The organism is Hydrogenophaga sp. A37, from assembly GCF_002001205.1.
Lineage (GTDB): Bacteria > Pseudomonadota > Gammaproteobacteria > Burkholderiales > Burkholderiaceae_C > Hydrogenophaga.
Genome location: NZ_MUNZ01000185.1, coordinates 1 through 16,017, shown reverse-complemented (window position 1 = coordinate 16,017; position 16,017 = coordinate 1). Strand labels below are relative to the sequence as shown.

Annotated in this window: 14 protein-coding genes; 3 read left to right on the top strand and 11 right to left on the bottom strand. The window is 66.5% G+C overall.

Annotation, left to right across the window (positions count from 1 at the left end; all coding sequences use genetic code 11):
- The first annotated feature begins 169 nt into the window (after window positions 1–169).
- Window positions 170–610, top strand: coding sequence for a hypothetical protein (locus tag B0E41_RS24500; RefSeq protein ID WP_077335450.1), 441 nt, complete (start codon window positions 170–172; stop codon window positions 608–610).
- Window positions 611–824: 214 nt separating this feature from the next.
- Here B0E41_RS24500 and B0E41_RS24495 read toward each other — a convergent pair whose 3' ends face one another.
- The gene (locus B0E41_RS24495) at window positions 825–1,787 is read right to left on the bottom strand and encodes a helix-turn-helix domain-containing protein (protein ID WP_077335448.1); all 963 of its coding nucleotides are present in this window, start codon (window positions 1,785–1,787) and stop codon (window positions 825–827) included.
- 190 nt (window positions 1,788–1,977) lie between these two features.
- Here B0E41_RS24495 and B0E41_RS24490 point away from each other — a divergent pair, with 190 nt between their 5' ends.
- On the top strand, window positions 1,978–3,009 hold the full coding sequence (locus B0E41_RS24490; RefSeq protein WP_077335446.1) for a carbon-nitrogen hydrolase family protein: 1,032 nt from the start codon (window positions 1,978–1,980) through the stop codon (window positions 3,007–3,009).
- Window positions 3,009–3,677: a pyridoxamine 5'-phosphate oxidase family protein gene (locus tag B0E41_RS24485; protein WP_077335444.1), complete on the top strand. Its 669-nt coding sequence runs from the start codon at window positions 3,009–3,011 to the stop codon at window positions 3,675–3,677. Before B0E41_RS24490 ends, B0E41_RS24485 begins: the two co-directional genes overlap by 1 nt.
- 250 nt (window positions 3,678–3,927) lie before the next feature.
- On the opposite strand, the gene B0E41_RS24480 is transcribed toward B0E41_RS24485, so the two are convergent.
- The 10 genes from B0E41_RS24480 to B0E41_RS24435 form a co-directional block, all read right to left on the bottom strand.
- The gene (locus tag B0E41_RS24480; protein WP_077335442.1) at window positions 3,928–5,316 is read right to left on the bottom strand and encodes an FAD-containing oxidoreductase; all 1,389 of its coding nucleotides are present in this window, start codon (window positions 5,314–5,316) and stop codon (window positions 3,928–3,930) included.
- 154 nt (window positions 5,317–5,470) lie between these two features.
- Window positions 5,471–6,361 carry a formyltetrahydrofolate deformylase gene (locus tag B0E41_RS24475; protein WP_077335440.1) on the bottom strand — a complete coding sequence of 297 codons (891 nt, stop codon included), beginning with the start codon at window positions 6,359–6,361 and terminating at the stop codon, window positions 5,471–5,473.
- Window positions 6,342–6,794: a dihydroneopterin aldolase gene (locus B0E41_RS24470; RefSeq protein WP_077335438.1), complete on the bottom strand. Its 453-nt coding sequence runs from the start codon at window positions 6,792–6,794 to the stop codon at window positions 6,342–6,344. The genes B0E41_RS24475 and B0E41_RS24470 overlap by 20 nt, the downstream gene beginning before the upstream one ends.
- A 10-nt stretch (window positions 6,795–6,804) precedes the next feature.
- Window positions 6,805–7,410: a sarcosine oxidase subunit gamma family protein gene (locus B0E41_RS24465; protein ID WP_077335436.1), complete on the bottom strand. Its 606-nt coding sequence runs from the start codon at window positions 7,408–7,410 to the stop codon at window positions 6,805–6,807.
- Window positions 7,403–10,402: a sarcosine oxidase subunit alpha family protein gene (locus tag B0E41_RS24460; protein WP_077335434.1), complete on the bottom strand. Its 3,000-nt coding sequence runs from the start codon at window positions 10,400–10,402 to the stop codon at window positions 7,403–7,405. The genes B0E41_RS24465 and B0E41_RS24460 overlap by 8 nt, the downstream gene beginning before the upstream one ends.
- Window positions 10,399–10,731: a sarcosine oxidase subunit delta gene (locus B0E41_RS24455; protein ID WP_077335432.1), complete on the bottom strand. Its 333-nt coding sequence runs from the start codon at window positions 10,729–10,731 to the stop codon at window positions 10,399–10,401. Before B0E41_RS24455 ends, B0E41_RS24460 begins: the two co-directional genes overlap by 4 nt.
- A 123-nt stretch (window positions 10,732–10,854) precedes the next feature.
- The gene (locus tag B0E41_RS24450) at window positions 10,855–12,099 is read right to left on the bottom strand and encodes a sarcosine oxidase subunit beta family protein (protein ID WP_077335430.1); all 1,245 of its coding nucleotides are present in this window, start codon (window positions 12,097–12,099) and stop codon (window positions 10,855–10,857) included.
- Between the two features lie 24 nt (window positions 12,100–12,123).
- On the bottom strand, window positions 12,124–13,500 hold the full coding sequence (locus B0E41_RS24445; protein ID WP_077335428.1) for an L-serine ammonia-lyase: 1,377 nt from the start codon (window positions 13,498–13,500) through the stop codon (window positions 12,124–12,126).
- A 17-nt stretch (window positions 13,501–13,517) separates the two neighbouring features.
- Window positions 13,518–14,777 carry a serine hydroxymethyltransferase gene (gene glyA, locus B0E41_RS24440; protein WP_077335426.1) on the bottom strand — a complete coding sequence of 420 codons (1,260 nt, stop codon included), beginning with the start codon at window positions 14,775–14,777 and terminating at the stop codon, window positions 13,518–13,520.
- Window positions 14,778–14,975: 198 nt separating this feature from the next.
- The coding region (locus B0E41_RS24435) for a GMC oxidoreductase (RefSeq protein WP_171984868.1) at window positions 14,976–16,017 on the bottom strand (1,042 nt) is incomplete at its 5' end.

Genomic DNA, 16,017 nt, shown 5'->3' with positions numbered 1-16,017 from the left:
GCCGATGCGGCAATGCGTCGTCTAAAGAAGATCTTGGAATCCGGACAGGCGTCAGGATCACGTGCGCTCCTGATGTAAGGCTTCCATAGAAGAAGAGTTCAACAGTCTGTTTGGCAGAAACATCTTTGGGGCCTGCCGGGAACCCACCTTGAAGAATGGAGCAGCATCAATGGCACTGACGAAGAAGGGCGAGTTCTGGTACGGGACGACGTCGGGCGACACCCAAGCCGAGCTGCGCAGTTACAGCGTTGCGAATCGCCATGAGGCCGTCCGGTTTGCCGCGTCCAAATGCGACTGCGGGTGCCGGAGCTTCGCGCTGCAGACCGATGAAGAAGCCGGCGTGGCAATCCGCACCTGCACCGACTGCGGGCAGGAACACCTGATGGGCGACAGTGCGGAATACGTTGAAGAAGCCGTGCCCGAGGCGCACGAGTGCGTGTGTGAAAACGAGGTGTTTGAGCTGATGTCCGGCGTCTCCGTGTACGAGGGCACACATGACGTGCGTTGGTATTACATCGCTTGCCGCTGCGTGGAATGCAATCTGGTCGGGGTCTTTGCAGACTGGAAGTGTGAAGCGGGTGATGCGGCGGCCTTCCTCGCCAAGGTATGAACGGCCGAACCCCGCAGAGATCAGGTTCGCAGGCTCTGGGTCACGCGAGGCTCAGAGTCAGGGCTCAAGTTTCAAGCCCTTTCTCGAGCAATACCTGACCTTCTCGCGCTGGAGCGCCAAGCCTCGGCACATCGAAGGCGCCGAGATCGCGCTTCTCGCGCGAGCGGCCAAGTGGTGTCATGAATTGGTCGGTGGACTTGGCTGTATCGCAGTGTCAGACCAAGTCGCGCAACTCGCGTGGAGCGCAGCCGAAGCGGGCGCGAAAGGCGCGACTGAAGTGGGCCGCGTCATTGAAGCCCCAGTTAAACGCAATGCTGCTGATGCTGCGGGCGCGCTGCGACGGGCTGCAAAGATCGCGGCGGGCAGCGTCCAGCCGCTGCGCCCAGATGTACTCTGCAATGGTGCCACCCTCGCCCTTCCAGGCGCGGTGCAAACTGCTGGTTGCCAGGCGCAGCTCGGTGGCAATGGCAGCGACACTGAGCCCCGGCTCGCACAACCTCGCGCGCACAACGGCTTTGATCTGCTCGCGGTGGTAAGCGGCGCCTTGGGATACGGGCGTGCCTTGTGCCGCCGGTAAACCGGCCAAACCGGCCACCAGAATCTGGGTGACGCTTTCGGCCACCGCGCTGGCCGACTCAGGGGCCAGTGTGTGAATATCGGCCGCCAAGCTGCGGATCATGCCAATCATCAAGTGGCCGGCGCCGCGCCGGCCACTGACGGTGCTGGCCGTGAGCGACTGGCTGTCGCGCAGCGCATGGCGCAGCGTTGGCCCTGGCAGGCGCAACACAAACTGCTGGAACGGCGCGTCGAAGTGCAGCGCGTAGGGGCGGGTGCTGTCGTACAACGCGAAGTCACCTGGCGTGAGTCGGGCAATGCGCCCGTCTTGCTCAAGTCGGCCCTCACCGCGAGTCTGGATGCTGACGAGGAAAAAATCTTCACTGTCGCGGGCAATGCGCGCCGCCGAGCGTCTCACGACCTGGGCAGTGCTGGTCACTTGAGACAACTGCAGCATGGCCAGCGTGGCCGAACCGATGGTGCCCGCGATGGTGTGGGCGCCAGCGGCCGTGTCGCAATCGAGCTGAACATAAGTGCTGCAGACCATGTCGGTCCAGAACGCCAGGCGTTCGGCTTTCGGCACGACAGCAGTGCTCAGTTGCTGCGGCAAGCGTTGAGTCATGTCGCGAGCTTAGCGGCATGCATTCGCCGTGGCAACGGGCGCACGCCATCGCGCAGCAGCTTGCGCCATGCGGACAAGTAAAGCGCCACACGCAGACAAGCCAATCAAAAGACATCGGCCGACGATAGGCATCGCGCTTGGCAAGACCAGGCTGCGATCACCAACCTAGCCCACCCCATCGGAGAACCCCATGCCCATCGCCCACCCCAAGTACCGCGCCGCAGCTGTGCAGGCCGCCCCCGCCTTCCTGGATCTGGATGCCGGCATCACCAAGGCCATCGCCTTGATTGCCGAGGCCGCCGGCCAAGGCGCCAAGCTGATCGCCTTCCCTGAGACCTGGCTACCCGGATACCCTTGGTACATCTGGCTGGATTCACCGGCCTGGGGCATGCAGTTTGTCCAGCGCTTCCATGACAACTCCCTGGTCTATGGTTCACCCCAAGCCGAGCGCCTGGAGGCCGCGGCCCGCGAGCACGCCATCACCGTGGTGATGGGTCACAGTGAGAAGGACGGCGGCAGCCTCTACATGGGCCAGTGGATCATCGGTCCTGACGGCGCCACCATTGCCCGGCGCCGCAAACTCAAGCCCACGCATGTGGAGCGCACCGTCTTTGGCGAGGGCGACGGCAGTGACCTGTCGGTGCACGACACCCCACTGGGCCGAATGGGCGCCCTGTGTTGCTGGGAGCACCTGCAACCACTGTCGAAGTACGCCATGTACGCGCAGAACGAACAGGTGCACATCGCCGCCTGGCCCAGCTTCTCGCTCTACCGAGGCGGTGCCTACGCGCTGGGTGCCGAAGTGAACAACGCCGCCAGCCGCATCTATGCCGTGGAGGGGGGCTGTTTCGTGCTGGCGCCTTGCGCCACGGTCTCACCCGAGATGGTGCAGCAGCTCTGCGGAGACGACGCGATGAAGCGTCAGTTGCTGCTGGAAGGCGGCGGATTCACCGGCATCTATGCTCCCGACGGCCAGCTCATCTCCACGCCACTGCCTGAAGGCCAGGAGGGGCTGGTTTATGCCGATCTCGACCTGGGCATGATCTCTCTAGCCAAGGCCGCGGCCGACCCCGCCGGTCATTACAGCCGCCCCGATGTCACCCGCCTGCTGCTGGACAAGACCCCTGGCAACCGGGTGGTCCTGCGCCAGCGCGCCGCTGAAGTGGTGGAGCCAGACGCAACGGACGAGATAGCGGCCAACGCCAGGCAGGAGGTGGCGTGATGGCCGACTTTGCCTACACCCCCGAAGCGCTGGCCCTGCAGCAGCGCTTCGACACCAGCGCGTTGGCCGCGGCCGAACTACAGGTGATCGTGCACGACGCGTTGACATCAGATGACAGCGCGTTAGTGCAGTCCATGGACTACTTCTTCCTGTCCACCGTGGATCAGAGCGGCTCACCGACCGTCAGCTACAAAGGCGGCGCGCCCGGTTTCGTGCGGGTGCACGACGAGCGCACGCTCCAGTTCCCTTGCTATGACGGCAATGGCATGTACTACTCGATGGGCAACATCGCCGCTACAGCCAAGGTGGGCATGCTTTTCATTGACTTCGAAACACCGGCGCGGCTGCGGGTGCAGGGCGATGCGCGGCTGATCGATGACCCGGCTGTGGTGGGCCAATGGCCGGGCGCGCAGTTCGCCGTGCAGGTGCAGATCACTGCACTGATCACCAATTGCCCGCGCTACATCCCCCGCATGCAGCGCGTGGCGGCTTCGCGGTACGTGCCCAACGCAGTCACCGGCGAGCAGCCCATACCGGGCTGGAAACGCATCGACGCGATCCAGGGCGTGCTGCCGCAGCGTGACCAGGGGCTGGCCGACAGCGCTGGTGGCCAGATCTCCATGGGCGACTGGGAGGCCATGGTGAAGCGGGGTGACCCGCTGGCCTGAACGTGGTCGTTGGCCCGCACCCCCTGGCGCAAGTACGAGGAGCTTCTGTCCGATGACGGGCATGCGATGTTGGAGAGGTTGCGCCTGGCACGCTCTAAAGCCAGCCTGGGCGACCTGCGGCCTGCCTCGCTGGATGACTAAGATCCCCCTCGATACCGGTCATTTATGGCGCCGCGCTGCCGGTGATCCGGATGACTGCTTCATGCCAGAAGCTGTTTACCCAGATGCGCAGGGCGAATGCACTGACGGATCACGACAGCGGCTTCAGTTGCTGCAGCAGCGTTGGCACCAGTTCCGAAACCGTCGGGTGGATGTGCACCGCTCTCGAGAGCACCGTGTAGGGCTGCTGTGCCACCATCGTGTCGAGCAGTCCATGAACCACCTCGTCACCATGGAGGCCGAGGATCGCGGCCCCCATCACCCGCTGGCTTTCAGCATCCACCAGCACTTTCATGATGCCCTGGGTTTCGCCGTTCTCGCGCGCGCGTCCCACGCGATGCATCGGCATCTTGGCTTGCAACACCTGGCGGCCCTGGGCCTGGGCCGCGCGCGCCTCGGTCTCTGTCATGCCAACGCGGCCGAGCGGCGGGTCGATGAAGAGCGCATAACAAGCGATGCGATCCGAGATGCGGCGCGGATCGTTGTCGAACAGGTTGGCGACCACAACTTCGTGGTCGTTCCACGACGTGTGCGTGAAGGCGCCGCGGCCGTTGCATTCGCCCACCGCCCAAACCCCATCGGCGGTGGTGCGGCACTGATCATCGACCGTGATGTGGCCGCGGTCGTCGGTCTGGATGCCGGCAGCCTCCAGACCCAGGTCTTCCGTGTTCGGTCGCCGGCCCACGGCCAGCAGAACATGGCTGCCGCTGATGCTGGGCTGATCGTCGCCACAGACCGCGCCGACCGCGATCCCCTGGCCTCCGCGCGACAGTGAGATGCACTCCGACGCCAGGGCAAAGCGCACCCCCTCGCCCTCCAGGATCGATTGAATGCCGGCGGCGACGTCCTGGTCCTCGCGGGGCAGCAGTTGCGGCGACCGCTCCACCACGGTCACATCAGCCCCGAAGCGGCGCATCATCTGCGCGAACTCCAGACCGATGTAGCTGCCGCCAACGATGACCAGGTGTTCGGGCACGCGGTCCAGCTCCAGAATCGAGACGTTGTCGAGTGTGGGAACGGTGTGTATGCCGGGGATATCAGGGTGCACCGAGCGGCCGCCCACGTTCAGAAAGATGCGGGGTGCCGTCAGGCGGCGTGCGCCGACTTCCAGCGTCGCAGCGGCCACAAAGCGGGCCTCTCCAACGATGACTTCGGTGTTCTTCAGGCTCCGCATCCAGGATTCGAGTCCTTCGCGAGACTTGCTGACGATGCCGTCTTTGCGGGCCTTGACACGGGCCATGTCCACCCGGATCTCACCCGCATCAAAGCCGAACTCGCCGCCGCGGCGCGCCAGGTGCATGGCGCGCGCGCTCGCAACGAGGGTCTTCGTCGGTACGCAGCCGACGTTGAGACAGGTGCCCCCAAAATGCCCGCGCTCGATGACAGCGGTGCGCAGGCCCTCCTTGCTGCAGCGTGCTGCGATGGCGGGACCTGCCTGACCGGCCCCAACAATGATGGCGTCGAAGGATTCAGTGCTCATGATCGACCCTTCCGGTAGGGGTGATCGGGAAGTATCTCGCTGAACGCGCGCAGTTGCCAGAGGTCAGACAGTGTTCATCCTCATGGCGTCCGCGAGATCAAGTGACTGGATTTGTGCCTACCTTCTTTGGCTTGTCGGCTTCTTGCCACCAGACCTACCGCAGCACCACCGTCCGCAGTCCGTTGATGAACACCCGGTGCTCGAGCACATACCGCAGCGCGCGCCCCAGGGCCAGGCATTCCACGCTGCGGCCGGTGTTCAGCAGCTGCTCCGGGCCGCAGGCGTGGTCCACGCGTTCCAAGGCCTGCTCGATGATCGGGCCCTCGTCCAGGTCGCTGGTGGCGAAGTGGGCGGTGGCGCCGATCAGTTTCACGCCACGGGCGTGGGCCTGCTCGTAGGGTCGGGCGCCCTTGAAACCGGGCAGGAAGGAGTGGTGGATGTTGACGACGCGACCGGCCAGCCTCTCACACATCTCCTCCGACAGCACCTGCATGTAGCGCGCCAGCACCACCAGCTCGGCTTCGTGCTGTTCGATGCACTGGAGCAGCGCCGCTTCCTGCTGCGGCTTGGTGGCCGCGGTGATCGGCAGGTGGTGGAACGGAATGCCTTCGGCCACGGCCAGCGGCCCGAGGTCGGCGTGGTTGGACACCACGGCGACCACGTCCATGTTCAGTTCCTTGCGGCGCCACTGGGCCAGCAGGTCGCGCAGGCAGTGGTCGGCCTTGGAGACCATGATCATCACGCGCGTGGGGCGGCTGAGGTCGTGGATGGCACCCTCGGCACCGTCAAAGCCGTCCATCAGTTGGGCATAGGCTTCGCGCAGCGCGCCGATGCCGCTGCCCTTCTCACCCTCCAGCCGGAACACGATGCGCACATAAAAGCGTGAGACCAGCGCGTCGTCGAACACCGCGAACTCTTCGATGTAGGCACCGTGCTGCTCCAGCAAGGCCACCATGGCGGCCACCTGGCCGCGCGCGCTGGCCACCGCCAGGGTCAGCACATAGCGGGTGGGTTCACGGGTCGATTCATTGAGCGAGGCTTGCATGGGTTTCACCGTGATGCGTGAGGGTTTGAAGAAGGGCGCTCGTCTCGGCCGCCTGGAACCGCAGGGCCTCGAACTCGGCGCGTGAGGAGGTGCGCTCCATGCCGACCGCCAGGGCCTGCTGGCTGACGCGCTGCTTGTAGAGGCCAACCCAGACGTTGCGCACGCGTGGGTCGGACCCGAAGATGAAGGCCATGACCTGGTTGACGCGCGTTTCGAGCAGCGGGGTGTGCGGCGACTTCGGCCACTCCTGCGTCAGCCACCGGCACAGCGGCTCGTAGTCGAAGCACTCGCTCAGCGAACTGGGCGCAGCGCTGGCTTCGCCGGTGGCGGTCAGGCTCACCCACACCGGCTGGGCGTCCTGTTCGTGGGCGTAGATGCCCACTGGCAGGTGCGTCTCCAGCCGCTCGATGCGGACGGTCCAAGTGGCGTTCATGGGATGGCATTCATGGAAAGCGCCGGACCACCAGGCCGCACTCGGGGGTACAGCTTTCCAGCATCAGCCAGACGTACCGCTGGAAGCTGTTGCGCACCAGCACTTCGTACACCGGGGCGGCTTCGGTTTGCCACAGCCACACGGAGGTTTTGAAGAACACCGAACCCGCGGCCGAGCCGGGGCCGAACACGCGCGGGTGCAAGTCCAGCGGGCAGCCCTGGGCCAGCACCTCGCGCACCGGCTGACCGCTCAGGTGCAGCACGGTGTAGCCGCTGCTCACGTCGGTGACGGCGAAGTGCTGTCCGGCCAGTGCCTGGCGCAACCGGGCTTCGATGGTGGCGGCTTTGCCCTTGGCGCCGATCACGAACCAGTCGTCCGGGCCCACCCAGACCAGGCGATGGGTGTCGTTGGCGACCGTGGTGCAGGCCTGTGTGGGCAGCGCCAGACCCAAGGCCTGCGACACGCCGTCGCGGAAGGCTGCATCGTCGGGGTTGCCACGCAGGTTGACGATGGACAGGCCGTTGCGCCAGCCGGCCAGCAGAGACTGCTCGGTCGAGGCACGGGCGGTGGGCACGCGGCCCATGGGCGCCACAGGGCGTTGGAGGGAATCAAGCATTTTGGCGCTCCGCTTTGGGATCGAGAAAAACCGGGCTGGCGATGGTGGCGGTGTGAACGACCGGGCCGTTGGGACCGCCCTGAGAGATGTGGACCTTCTCGCCCATGCGGCTCAGGCCCCCCTTGACCAGGGCCATGGCGATGGAGTGACCCAGCGTCGGGCTCATGTAGCTGGAGGTCACGTGACCGACCATGGGCGCGGTCGGGCCGGTGGGCGTCTGGTTGAGGATCTGCGCGCCCTCGGTCAGCACGACCTTCGGGTCGTCCGGCAGCAAGCCGACGAGTTGCTTGCGGTCGGGGCGCACCGTGTCTTCGCGGCTCAGCGAACGTTTGCCCAGGCAGTCCTTGGTCTTGGTGACCAGACCGCCCATGCCCAGGTCCATCGGCGTGACGGAACCGTCCGTGTCCTGGCCGATGATGATGTAGCCCTTCTCGGCGCGCAGCACGTGCATGGTCTCGGTGCCGTACGGGGTGATGTTGAACTCGGCGCCGGCGACGTGGATCGCCTCCCAGACCTTCAGGCCGTCGTTGGCGGCCACGTTGACTTCGTAGCAGCGCTCGCCCGAGAAGCTGATGCGCATGATGCGGGCCTGGAAGCCGGCCACCGTGCCCACGCGGTACGACATGAAGGGGAAGGCCGCGTCGTCGAAATCCACATCAGCGCAGATCTTCTGCAGCACGGCGCGGCTCTTGGGGCCGGCCACGATGGAGGTGGACCAGTGGTCGGTGGCGCTGGTGAGGTACACCTTGAGGTGCGGCCACTCGGTCTGCAGCCAGCGCTCCATCCAGGCCAGCACGCGTGCCGCGCCGCCCGAGGTGGTGTGCATCAGGTAGTGGTTTTCGGCCAGGCGCACGGTCACACCGTCGTCGAACACCATGCCGTTTTCATCAAGCATCAGGCCGTAGCGGCATTTGCCGATCTCCAGCTTGGACCAGGCGTTGCTGTACATCCAGTTGAGCAGGATGCTGGCGTCCGGGCCCTGGATGTCGATCTTGCCCAGCGTCGAGCCGTCGAGCGTTCCCACGCCGTTGCGCACGGCCAGCGTCTCGCGGTGCACGGCGGCGTGCAGGTCTTCGCCGGGCTTCGGGTAGTACCAGGGGCGCTTCCACTGGCCCACGTCTTCGAACAGCGCGCCCTGCTTCACGTGCCAGTCGTGCATGGCGGTGGTGCGGATCGGGTCGAAGGCCTCGCCCAGCTCCAGCCCGGCCACGGCGCCGAAGGTCACGGGTGTGTAGTTCGGGCGGAAGGTGGTGGTGCCCACCTGCGGGATGGACTTGCCCAGCGCCTGGGCCACGATGCCCATGCCGTTGATGTTGCCGGTCTTGCCCTGGTCGGTGCCGAAGCCCATCGCCGTGTAGCGCTTGACGTGCTCGATGGACTCGAAACCTTCGCGCACCGCGAGGTGGATGTCGGACGCCGCCACGTCGTTCTGCAGATCGACGAACTGCTTGGGTGCGCGGCTCACCGGCTTGGCGTGTGGCACCAGCCAGAGGGCGCGGATGCTGCCCGCGTCCTGCGCCGCCACGGCCGGGGCCGCGGCGTTGACCGACAGGCCCAACGCCTTGAGCGCCTGGGCACCGGCAGCTGCGCCGCCATCGGCACTGGCCTTGAGCGTGAGCTGACCGGCGCAGGCACCGGCCGACATTTCAGACTGCGCCGGAGCACCCGGCAGGAAGGCCGCTTGCGCGTCGTTCCAGACCGCCTTGCTGCCCGCCTGGCACTGCAGGTGGATCACCGGGCTGACGCCGCCGGACAGCGCCACCAGGTCACAGGCGATGTCACGCACGGAGCCATTGAGCCGGTCCTGGCCGTCGATAGCCTGCACCAGCACAGCGCTCACGCGTTGGCCGCCACGGGCTTCGGTGATGACGTGGCCGGCCAGCACCGCGATGCCCATGGCCTTGGCCCGCTGGCTCAGCGAACCGGTGGGCTGCGCCCGCGCATCGACCACCTGCACGTTGGCACCGGCGGCCTTGAGCGCGAGCGCCGCGTCGTAGCCGGCGTCGTTGTTGGTGAAGACCACGGCGTTGCGGCCGGGCAGCACGGCGTAGCGGCGGATGTAGGTGGACACGGCGCCGGCCAGCATGATGCCGGGCAGGTCGTTGTTGCCGAACACCAGTGGGCGCTCGTGCGCACCGGTGGCGATCACCACCTGTTTCGCCCGCACGCGCCACAGGCGCTCACGGAACACAGGGGCCTGGTCGGCGCTCAGGTGGTCGCCGCGGCGCTCCACCAGGGTCACCAGATCGTGGTCCTGGTAACCGAAGGCGGTGCAACGCGGCAGCACGGTCACATCGGGCAGCGCGGCCAGTTCGGCCAGCGCCTTCGCCACCCACTGAACGGCAGGCTGGCCATCGACGGACTCGTCGCTGGACAGCAACCAGCCACCGGCCTCGGCCTGCTCGTCGCACAGCACCACGCGGGCGCCGGCGCGGGCTGCCGTGAGTGCGGCCATCAGGCCGGCGATGCCGGCACCGACGACCATCACGTCGCAGTGCGCGTAGCGCTTGTCGTAGCGGTCGGGATCGTGTTCGGTGGGCGAGACGCCCAGGCCGCTGGCCGCGCGGATGTGCTTCTCGAAGAAGTGCCACGCCGCCTGCGAAGCCATGAAGGTCTTGTAATAGAAACCGGCCGGGATCAGGCGCGAGAACCAGCCGTTGACGGCGCCGGTGTCGAACTCGATGCTGGGCTTGGCGTGGATCGAGCGCGCGCTCAGGCCCTCCACCAGCGACACCTCGGTCATGCGCGCGTTGGGCACGGTGCGGGCACCGTCGAACAGCTGCACCAGCGCGTTGGGCTCTTCCACGCCGGCCGACAGGATGCCGCGCGGGCGGTGGTACTTCCAGCTGCGCGCCACCATGCTCACGCCATTGGCCAGCAAGGCCGAGGCAAGCGTGTCGCCTTCCAGGCCCTGGTAGGCGCGGCCGTTGAAAGAGAAGCTCAGGGCGCGGCGGCGGTCGACGCGACCGCCGGTGGACAGGCGGGTGGTCATACCGCGGCTCCTTCGTTGACGACAGCCGCGGGCTCGGCCGCGAACTCGGCAGCGAATTGAGCAGGGATGGGTTCACCGATCTTCCAGGTCGCCTCGAACCGGTAGCTCACCGTGTGGCGCAGCGCGTTGAACCAGCGACCGCAGCCGCTGGAATGGCGCCACTGCTCGTGCTGCAGACCCTTGGGGTTCTTGCGCATGAACACGTAGTCGCCCCACTCGGTGTCGCTCATGGCCTCCGAGTTCAGCGGGCGAACGATGCCGCCTTCGCCTCCGCAGGTGAATTCGATCTCGGCGCGCGTGCCGCAGAAGGGACAGTTGATTTGCAACATGGTTTTCTTTCTCAAAGAACGGAGGCTGCGGTGTTTTGCCAAGGGCACCGCCGGGCCGGCTTTGCCGGACGGTCAGTGCCACCCCCCTGGGGGGGTGACGCGAAGCGGCGCGGGGGGGTCATCTCAGTGAGCGACGCCGGCGGCGCCGTGTTCGTCGATCAGGTGGCCGTTGTAGAAACGGTTCAGTGACAGCGCTTCGTTGAGCGCGTGCGGGCGGTCTTGCGCCACGGTGTGGGCCATGGCCCAGCCCGAACCCGGCGTGGCCTTGAAGCCGCCGGTGCCCCAGCCGCAGTTGATGTAGAGCCCCTTGACGGGGGTCAGGCCAATGATCGGGCAGGCGTCGGGCGAGACATCGACGATGCCGCCCCACTGCCGGTTCATGCGCACGCGCGAGAACATCGGGAACATCTCCACGATGGCCTGCAGCGTGTGCTCGATGGTGTGGTAACTGCCGCGCTGGCCGTAGCCGTTGTACTGGTCCACGCCCGCACCGATCACCAGGTCGCCCTTGTCGGACTGGCTGATGTAGGCGTGGATGGCGTTGCTCATCAGCACGCAGGGGAAGATCGGCTTGAGCGGCTCGGACACCAGCGCCTGCAGCGGCTTGCTCTCGATGGGCAGGCGGATGTCGGCCATGCTGGCCATCACGCTGGAGTGACCGGCCGCGACGATGGCGACCTTCTTGGCCTTGATGAAGCCCTTGACCGTGTCCACACCCACCACGGCACCGCCCTCGCGGCGGATGCCGGTGACCTCGCAGTTCTGGATCAGGTCCACACCGCGCGCATCGGCGGCGCGGGCAAAGCCCCAGGCCACCGCGTCGTGGCGGGCCACGCCGCCGCGCCGCTGCAGCGAAGCACCCAGGACGGGATAGCGCGTGTTCAGGTTGATGTACGGGATCATTTCCTTGATCTGCGCGGGCGTGACCACCTCGCCGTCCACGCCGTTCAAGCGGTTGGCGTTGACGCGGCGCTCGATGTCGCGCATCTCCTGCAGCGTGTGGCCCAGGTTGAGCACGCCGCGCTGGCTGAACATGACGTTGTAGTTCAAGTCCTGCGACAGGCCTTCCCACAGCTGCATGGACTTTTCATACAGCGCGGTGGACTCGTCCCACAGGTAGTTGGAGCGAACGATGGTGGTGTTGCGTGCGGTGTTGCCGCCACCCAGGTAACCCTTCTCGACCACCGCGATGTTGCGAAGGCCGTGTTCCTTGGCCAGGTAGTAGGCCGTGGCCAGGCCGTGGCCGCCGCCGCCGACCACCACCACGTCGTACTCGCGCTGGGGCTCGGGCGAGCGCCACTGCTTCTGCCAGCCCTCGTGGTAGGACATGCTGTTGCGCAGCAGGGACCAGATGGAAAAATGTTGCATGGGGGTTTCCTTCTCTCGTTCTCTTCAGCATTCAACGATGTTCACGGCCAGACCCCCGCGCGAGGTCTCCTTGTATTTGGTCATCATGTCGGCACCGGTTTCGCGCATGGTCTTGATCACCTTGTCCAGGCTGACGAAGTGGGTGCCGTCGCCGCGCAGCGCCATGCGGGAGGCGTTGATGGCTTTCACCGAGGCGATGGCGTTGCGCTCGATGCAGGGGATCTGCACCAGGCCGCCGATGGGGTCGCAGGTCAGGCCCAGGTGGTGTTCCATGCCGATCTCGGCCGCGTTCTCCACCTGCTCCGGCGTGCCGCCCATGACCTGGGCCAGCGCACCCGCCGCCATCGAGCAGGCCACGCCCACCTCGCCCTGGCAGCCGACTTCGGCGCCCGAGATCGAGGCGTTTTCCTTGTAGAGGATGCCGATGGCTGCGGCGGTGAGCAGGAAGTCGATCACACCCTGTTCACTGGCACCGGGCACGAAGCGCGTGTAGTAGTGCAGCACCGCCGGCACGATGCCGGCCGCGCCGTTGGTGGGCGCCGTCACGACGCGACCGCCGGCCGCGTTCTCTTCGTTCACCGCCAGCGCGTACAGGTTGATCCAGTCCATCACCTGCAGCGGGTCTTTCAGCGCGGCTTCGGGGTGGGCGGTGAGCGAGCGGTACAGCTCGGCCGCGCGGCGCTTGACCTTGAAACCGCCGGGCAACACGCCCTCGGTGGCCACACCACGCTTCACGCAGGCCTGCATCACGGCCCAGATGCGCAGCAGCCCCGAGCGCACCGACGCGGCATCGCGCCAGGCCAGTTCGTTGTGCCACATCACCTGCGCGATGCTCAGGCCGCTTTCGGTGCAGCGCTGCAGCAGCTCGTCGCCGGTGGTGAAGGGGTACGGCAAGACCGTGGCGTCGGGCACCAGCGCGGGTTCACCCGCTTCGCTCTGGTTGATGACGAAACCGCCACCGATGGAGTAATAGGTTTTTTCCAGCAACGTTGCGCCGCTGCCGTCGAAGGCGAACAGGCGCATGCCGTTGGGGTGGAAGGGCAAGGCCTTGCGCAGGAACTTCAGTCCCTCGCGCTCGTTGAAGGCGATTCGATGTGCGCCCAGCAGGTTCAGCGTCTGCGATGCGCGCAGGGCCTCAAGGCGCGGCGCGATCGCGTCGGGGTCGATCAGGTCGGGCGCTTCGCCTTCCAGGCCCAGCAGTACGGCCTTGTCGCTGCCGTGGCCTTTGCCGGTGGCGCCGAGCGATCCGTACAGCTCGCAGCGCACCGATGTCACGGCGGGCAGCAGGCCACCGTCACGCAGGGCCTGCACAAACAGCAGCGCCGCGCGCATGGGGCCGACCGTGTGCGAGCTGCTCGGCCCGATGCCGATCTTGAACAGGTCGAAGGTGCTCAGTGCCATGGTGTGTGTGACCGGGTTCAGCCGTAGACCGGGAAAGCGGCGGTCAGCGCGGCCACGTCGGCGCGCACGCGCACGATCACCGCCTCGTCGTTCGGGCTGTCCAGCAGGTCGGCGATCAGGTGGCCCACCTTCACGGCCTCGGCTTCCTTGAAACCGCGCGTGGTCATGGCCGGCGAGCCCAGTCGCACGCCGCTGGTCACCATCGGCTTTTCCGGGTCGTTGGGGATCGCGTTCTTGTTGACCGTGATGTGGGCCTGGCCCAGCAGGGCTTCGGCGGCCTTGCCGGTCATGCCCTTGGCGCGCAGGTCCACCAGCATCACGTGGCTCTCGGTGCGGCCGGAAACGATGCGCAGGCCGCGCACCACCAGGGTGTCGGCCAGCGCGGCGGCGTTCTTCACCACCTGCTGCTGGTAGGCCTTGAACTCGGGCGTCAGAGCCTCGTGGAAGGCCACCGCCTTGGCCGCGATCACATGCATCAGCGGCCCGCCCTGCAGGCCGGGGAAGATCGCGCTGTTGATGGCCTTCTCGTGCTCGGGCTTCATCAGGATGATGCCGCCGCGCGGGCCGCGCAGGCTCTTGTGCGTGGTGCTGGTGACGATGTCGGCGTGAGGAATCGGGTTGGGGTACTCGCCCGCGGCGATCAGGCCGGCGTAGTGGGCCATGTCCACCATCAGCAGCGCGCCGACGTCCTTGGCGACCTTGGCGAAGCGCTCGAAATCGATGCGCAGCGCGTAGGCCGAGGCGCCGGCGATGATGATCTTGGGCTTGCTCTCGTGGGCCTTGCGCTCCATCGCGTCGTAGTCGATCTCTTCCTTGTCGTTCAGGCCGTAGCTGACCACGTTGAACCACTTGCCGCTCATGTTCAGCGCCATGCCGTGCGAGAGGTGGCCGCCTTCGGCCAGGTTCATGCCCATGAAGGTGTCGCCCGGTTTCATGAAGGCCATGAACACCGCTTCGTTGGCCTGCGCGCCCGAGTGCGCCTGCACGTTGGCGGCCCAGCCGTGCTGGTCGGCGCCGAAGAGCTGTTTGACGCGGTCGATGGCGAGTTGCTCGGCCTGGTCGACGAACTCGCAGCCCCCGTAGTAGCGGCGGCCCGGGTAGCCTTCGGCGTACTTGTTGGTGAGCTGGCTGCCCTGAGCCATCATCACCGCGGGCGAGGTGTAGTTCTCGCTGGCGATCAGCTCGATGTGCTGTTCCTGGCGCTGATGCTCCTGCTGGACGATGGACCACAGCGCGGGGTCGGTGGCCTGGAGAGACTGATCGCGGTAGCTGAACATGGGGTGTTTCCTCGGGTCTTGTCGGTGGTTGGGGTTGACACGAATCTTCGTTTTCATCGGCAACCGACGTGGCGCTGATTGCGCCAATTTCTGTTCAGATTCCGACATGTGCGGGTGTCGATTCCCGACACAGGGACGCGCTTGCGCGGCCGTCCGCTCAGGTGCCGCCGCACCGGCCGGTCGCTGTCCGGGGCAGCTTCAGCGCTGCAGGGTCTGCCAGTGCGGGTGCACCCAGGCGGGCGCGTCCGATGGCGGCAGTGCCTGGCCCTTGATCGCGTCCGCGATCTTCTCGGCCATCATGATGGTCGGCACGTTGAGGTTGCCGCTGACAATGAGCGGCATGATGGAGGCGTCCACCACGCGCAGGGCCTGCACGCCGTGCACCCGCCCCGCTCCATCCACCACCGCCATGTCGTCATGGCCCATGCGGCAGGAGCAACTGGGGTGGTAGGCGGTTTCGGCCTGGTGGCGGATGTGTTCGTCGATCTCTGCGTCGCTTTGCACCTGGGCGGTGGGCGAGAGCTCTTCGGCGCGAAAGCGGTTGAAGGCGCGTTGCTCGAACACCTCACGCGTGAGGCGGATGGCCGCGCGGAACTCCTTGCGGTCCTGCTCGGTGCTCATGTAGTTGAAGCGGATTTCGGGCGCGTCGCGGTGGCTGGCGCTGCGGATGCGCACATGCCCGCGGCTGGTCGATCGCATGGGGCCGACATGGGCCTGGAAGCCGTGGCCCTCCACCGTCGCGCTGCCGTCGTAACGCACCGCCATCGGCAGGAAGTGGTACTGCAGGTCGGGGTGCTTGACGCCCGCTTCGCTGCGGATGAAGCCGCCGGACTCGAAGTGGTTGGTCGCCCCCAGGCCCGTGCGCGTGAGCAGCCACTGCGCGCCGATGGCGCCCATGGCCAGCGGCTTGGTGGCCGAGTACAGCGTGATCGGCTCCTTGCAGGCGTACTGCACATAGGTTTCCAGGTGGTCCTGCAGGTTTTCGCCCACCCCCGGCCGCTCGGCCACCACCGGAATGCCCAGCGACTTCAGCAGGTCCGGGTGGCCCACACCGGAGAGCTGCAGCAGCTGCGGTGACTGGATCGCTCCGGCACTGAGAATGATCTCGCGCCGTGCGCGGTACACCACCTTCTGCCCGCCCTGCTCCACCTCCACCCCCACCGCCCGCGGCTGGTCCTTGCCTTCGAACAGGATGCGCGAGGCGCTGGTGCCGGTGTGCAGCGTGACGTTGCCGCGCTTG

Excerpts from the sequence above, each read along its gene's own strand:
- B0E41_RS24500 (WP_077335450.1), top strand. The coding sequence starts at position 170 with ATGGCACTGACGAAGAAGGGCGAGTTCTGGTACGGGACGACGTCGGGC.
- B0E41_RS24495 (WP_077335448.1), bottom strand. The coding sequence starts at position 1,787 with ATGACTCAACGCTTGCCGCAGCAACTGAGCACTGCTGTCGTGCCGAAA.
- B0E41_RS24490 (WP_077335446.1), top strand. The coding sequence starts at position 1,978 with ATGCCCATCGCCCACCCCAAGTACCGCGCCGCAGCTGTGCAGGCCGCC.
- B0E41_RS24485 (WP_077335444.1), top strand. The coding sequence starts at position 3,009 with ATGGCCGACTTTGCCTACACCCCCGAAGCGCTGGCCCTGCAGCAGCGC.
- B0E41_RS24480 (WP_077335442.1), bottom strand. The coding sequence starts at position 5,316 with ATGAGCACTGAATCCTTCGACGCCATCATTGTTGGGGCCGGTCAGGCA.
- B0E41_RS24475 (WP_077335440.1), bottom strand. The coding sequence starts at position 6,361 with ATGCAAGCCTCGCTCAATGAATCGACCCGTGAACCCACCCGCTATGTG.
- B0E41_RS24470 (WP_077335438.1), bottom strand. The coding sequence starts at position 6,794 with ATGAACGCCACTTGGACCGTCCGCATCGAGCGGCTGGAGACGCACCTG.
- B0E41_RS24465 (WP_077335436.1), bottom strand. The coding sequence starts at position 7,410 with ATGCTTGATTCCCTCCAACGCCCTGTGGCGCCCATGGGCCGCGTGCCC.
- B0E41_RS24460 (WP_077335434.1), bottom strand. The coding sequence starts at position 10,402 with ATGACCACCCGCCTGTCCACCGGCGGTCGCGTCGACCGCCGCCGCGCC.
- B0E41_RS24455 (WP_077335432.1), bottom strand. The coding sequence starts at position 10,731 with ATGTTGCAAATCAACTGTCCCTTCTGCGGCACGCGCGCCGAGATCGAA.
- B0E41_RS24450 (WP_077335430.1), bottom strand. The coding sequence starts at position 12,099 with ATGCAACATTTTTCCATCTGGTCCCTGCTGCGCAACAGCATGTCCTAC.
- B0E41_RS24445 (WP_077335428.1), bottom strand. The coding sequence starts at position 13,500 with ATGGCACTGAGCACCTTCGACCTGTTCAAGATCGGCATCGGGCCGAGC.
- glyA (WP_077335426.1), bottom strand. The coding sequence starts at position 14,777 with ATGTTCAGCTACCGCGATCAGTCTCTCCAGGCCACCGACCCCGCGCTG.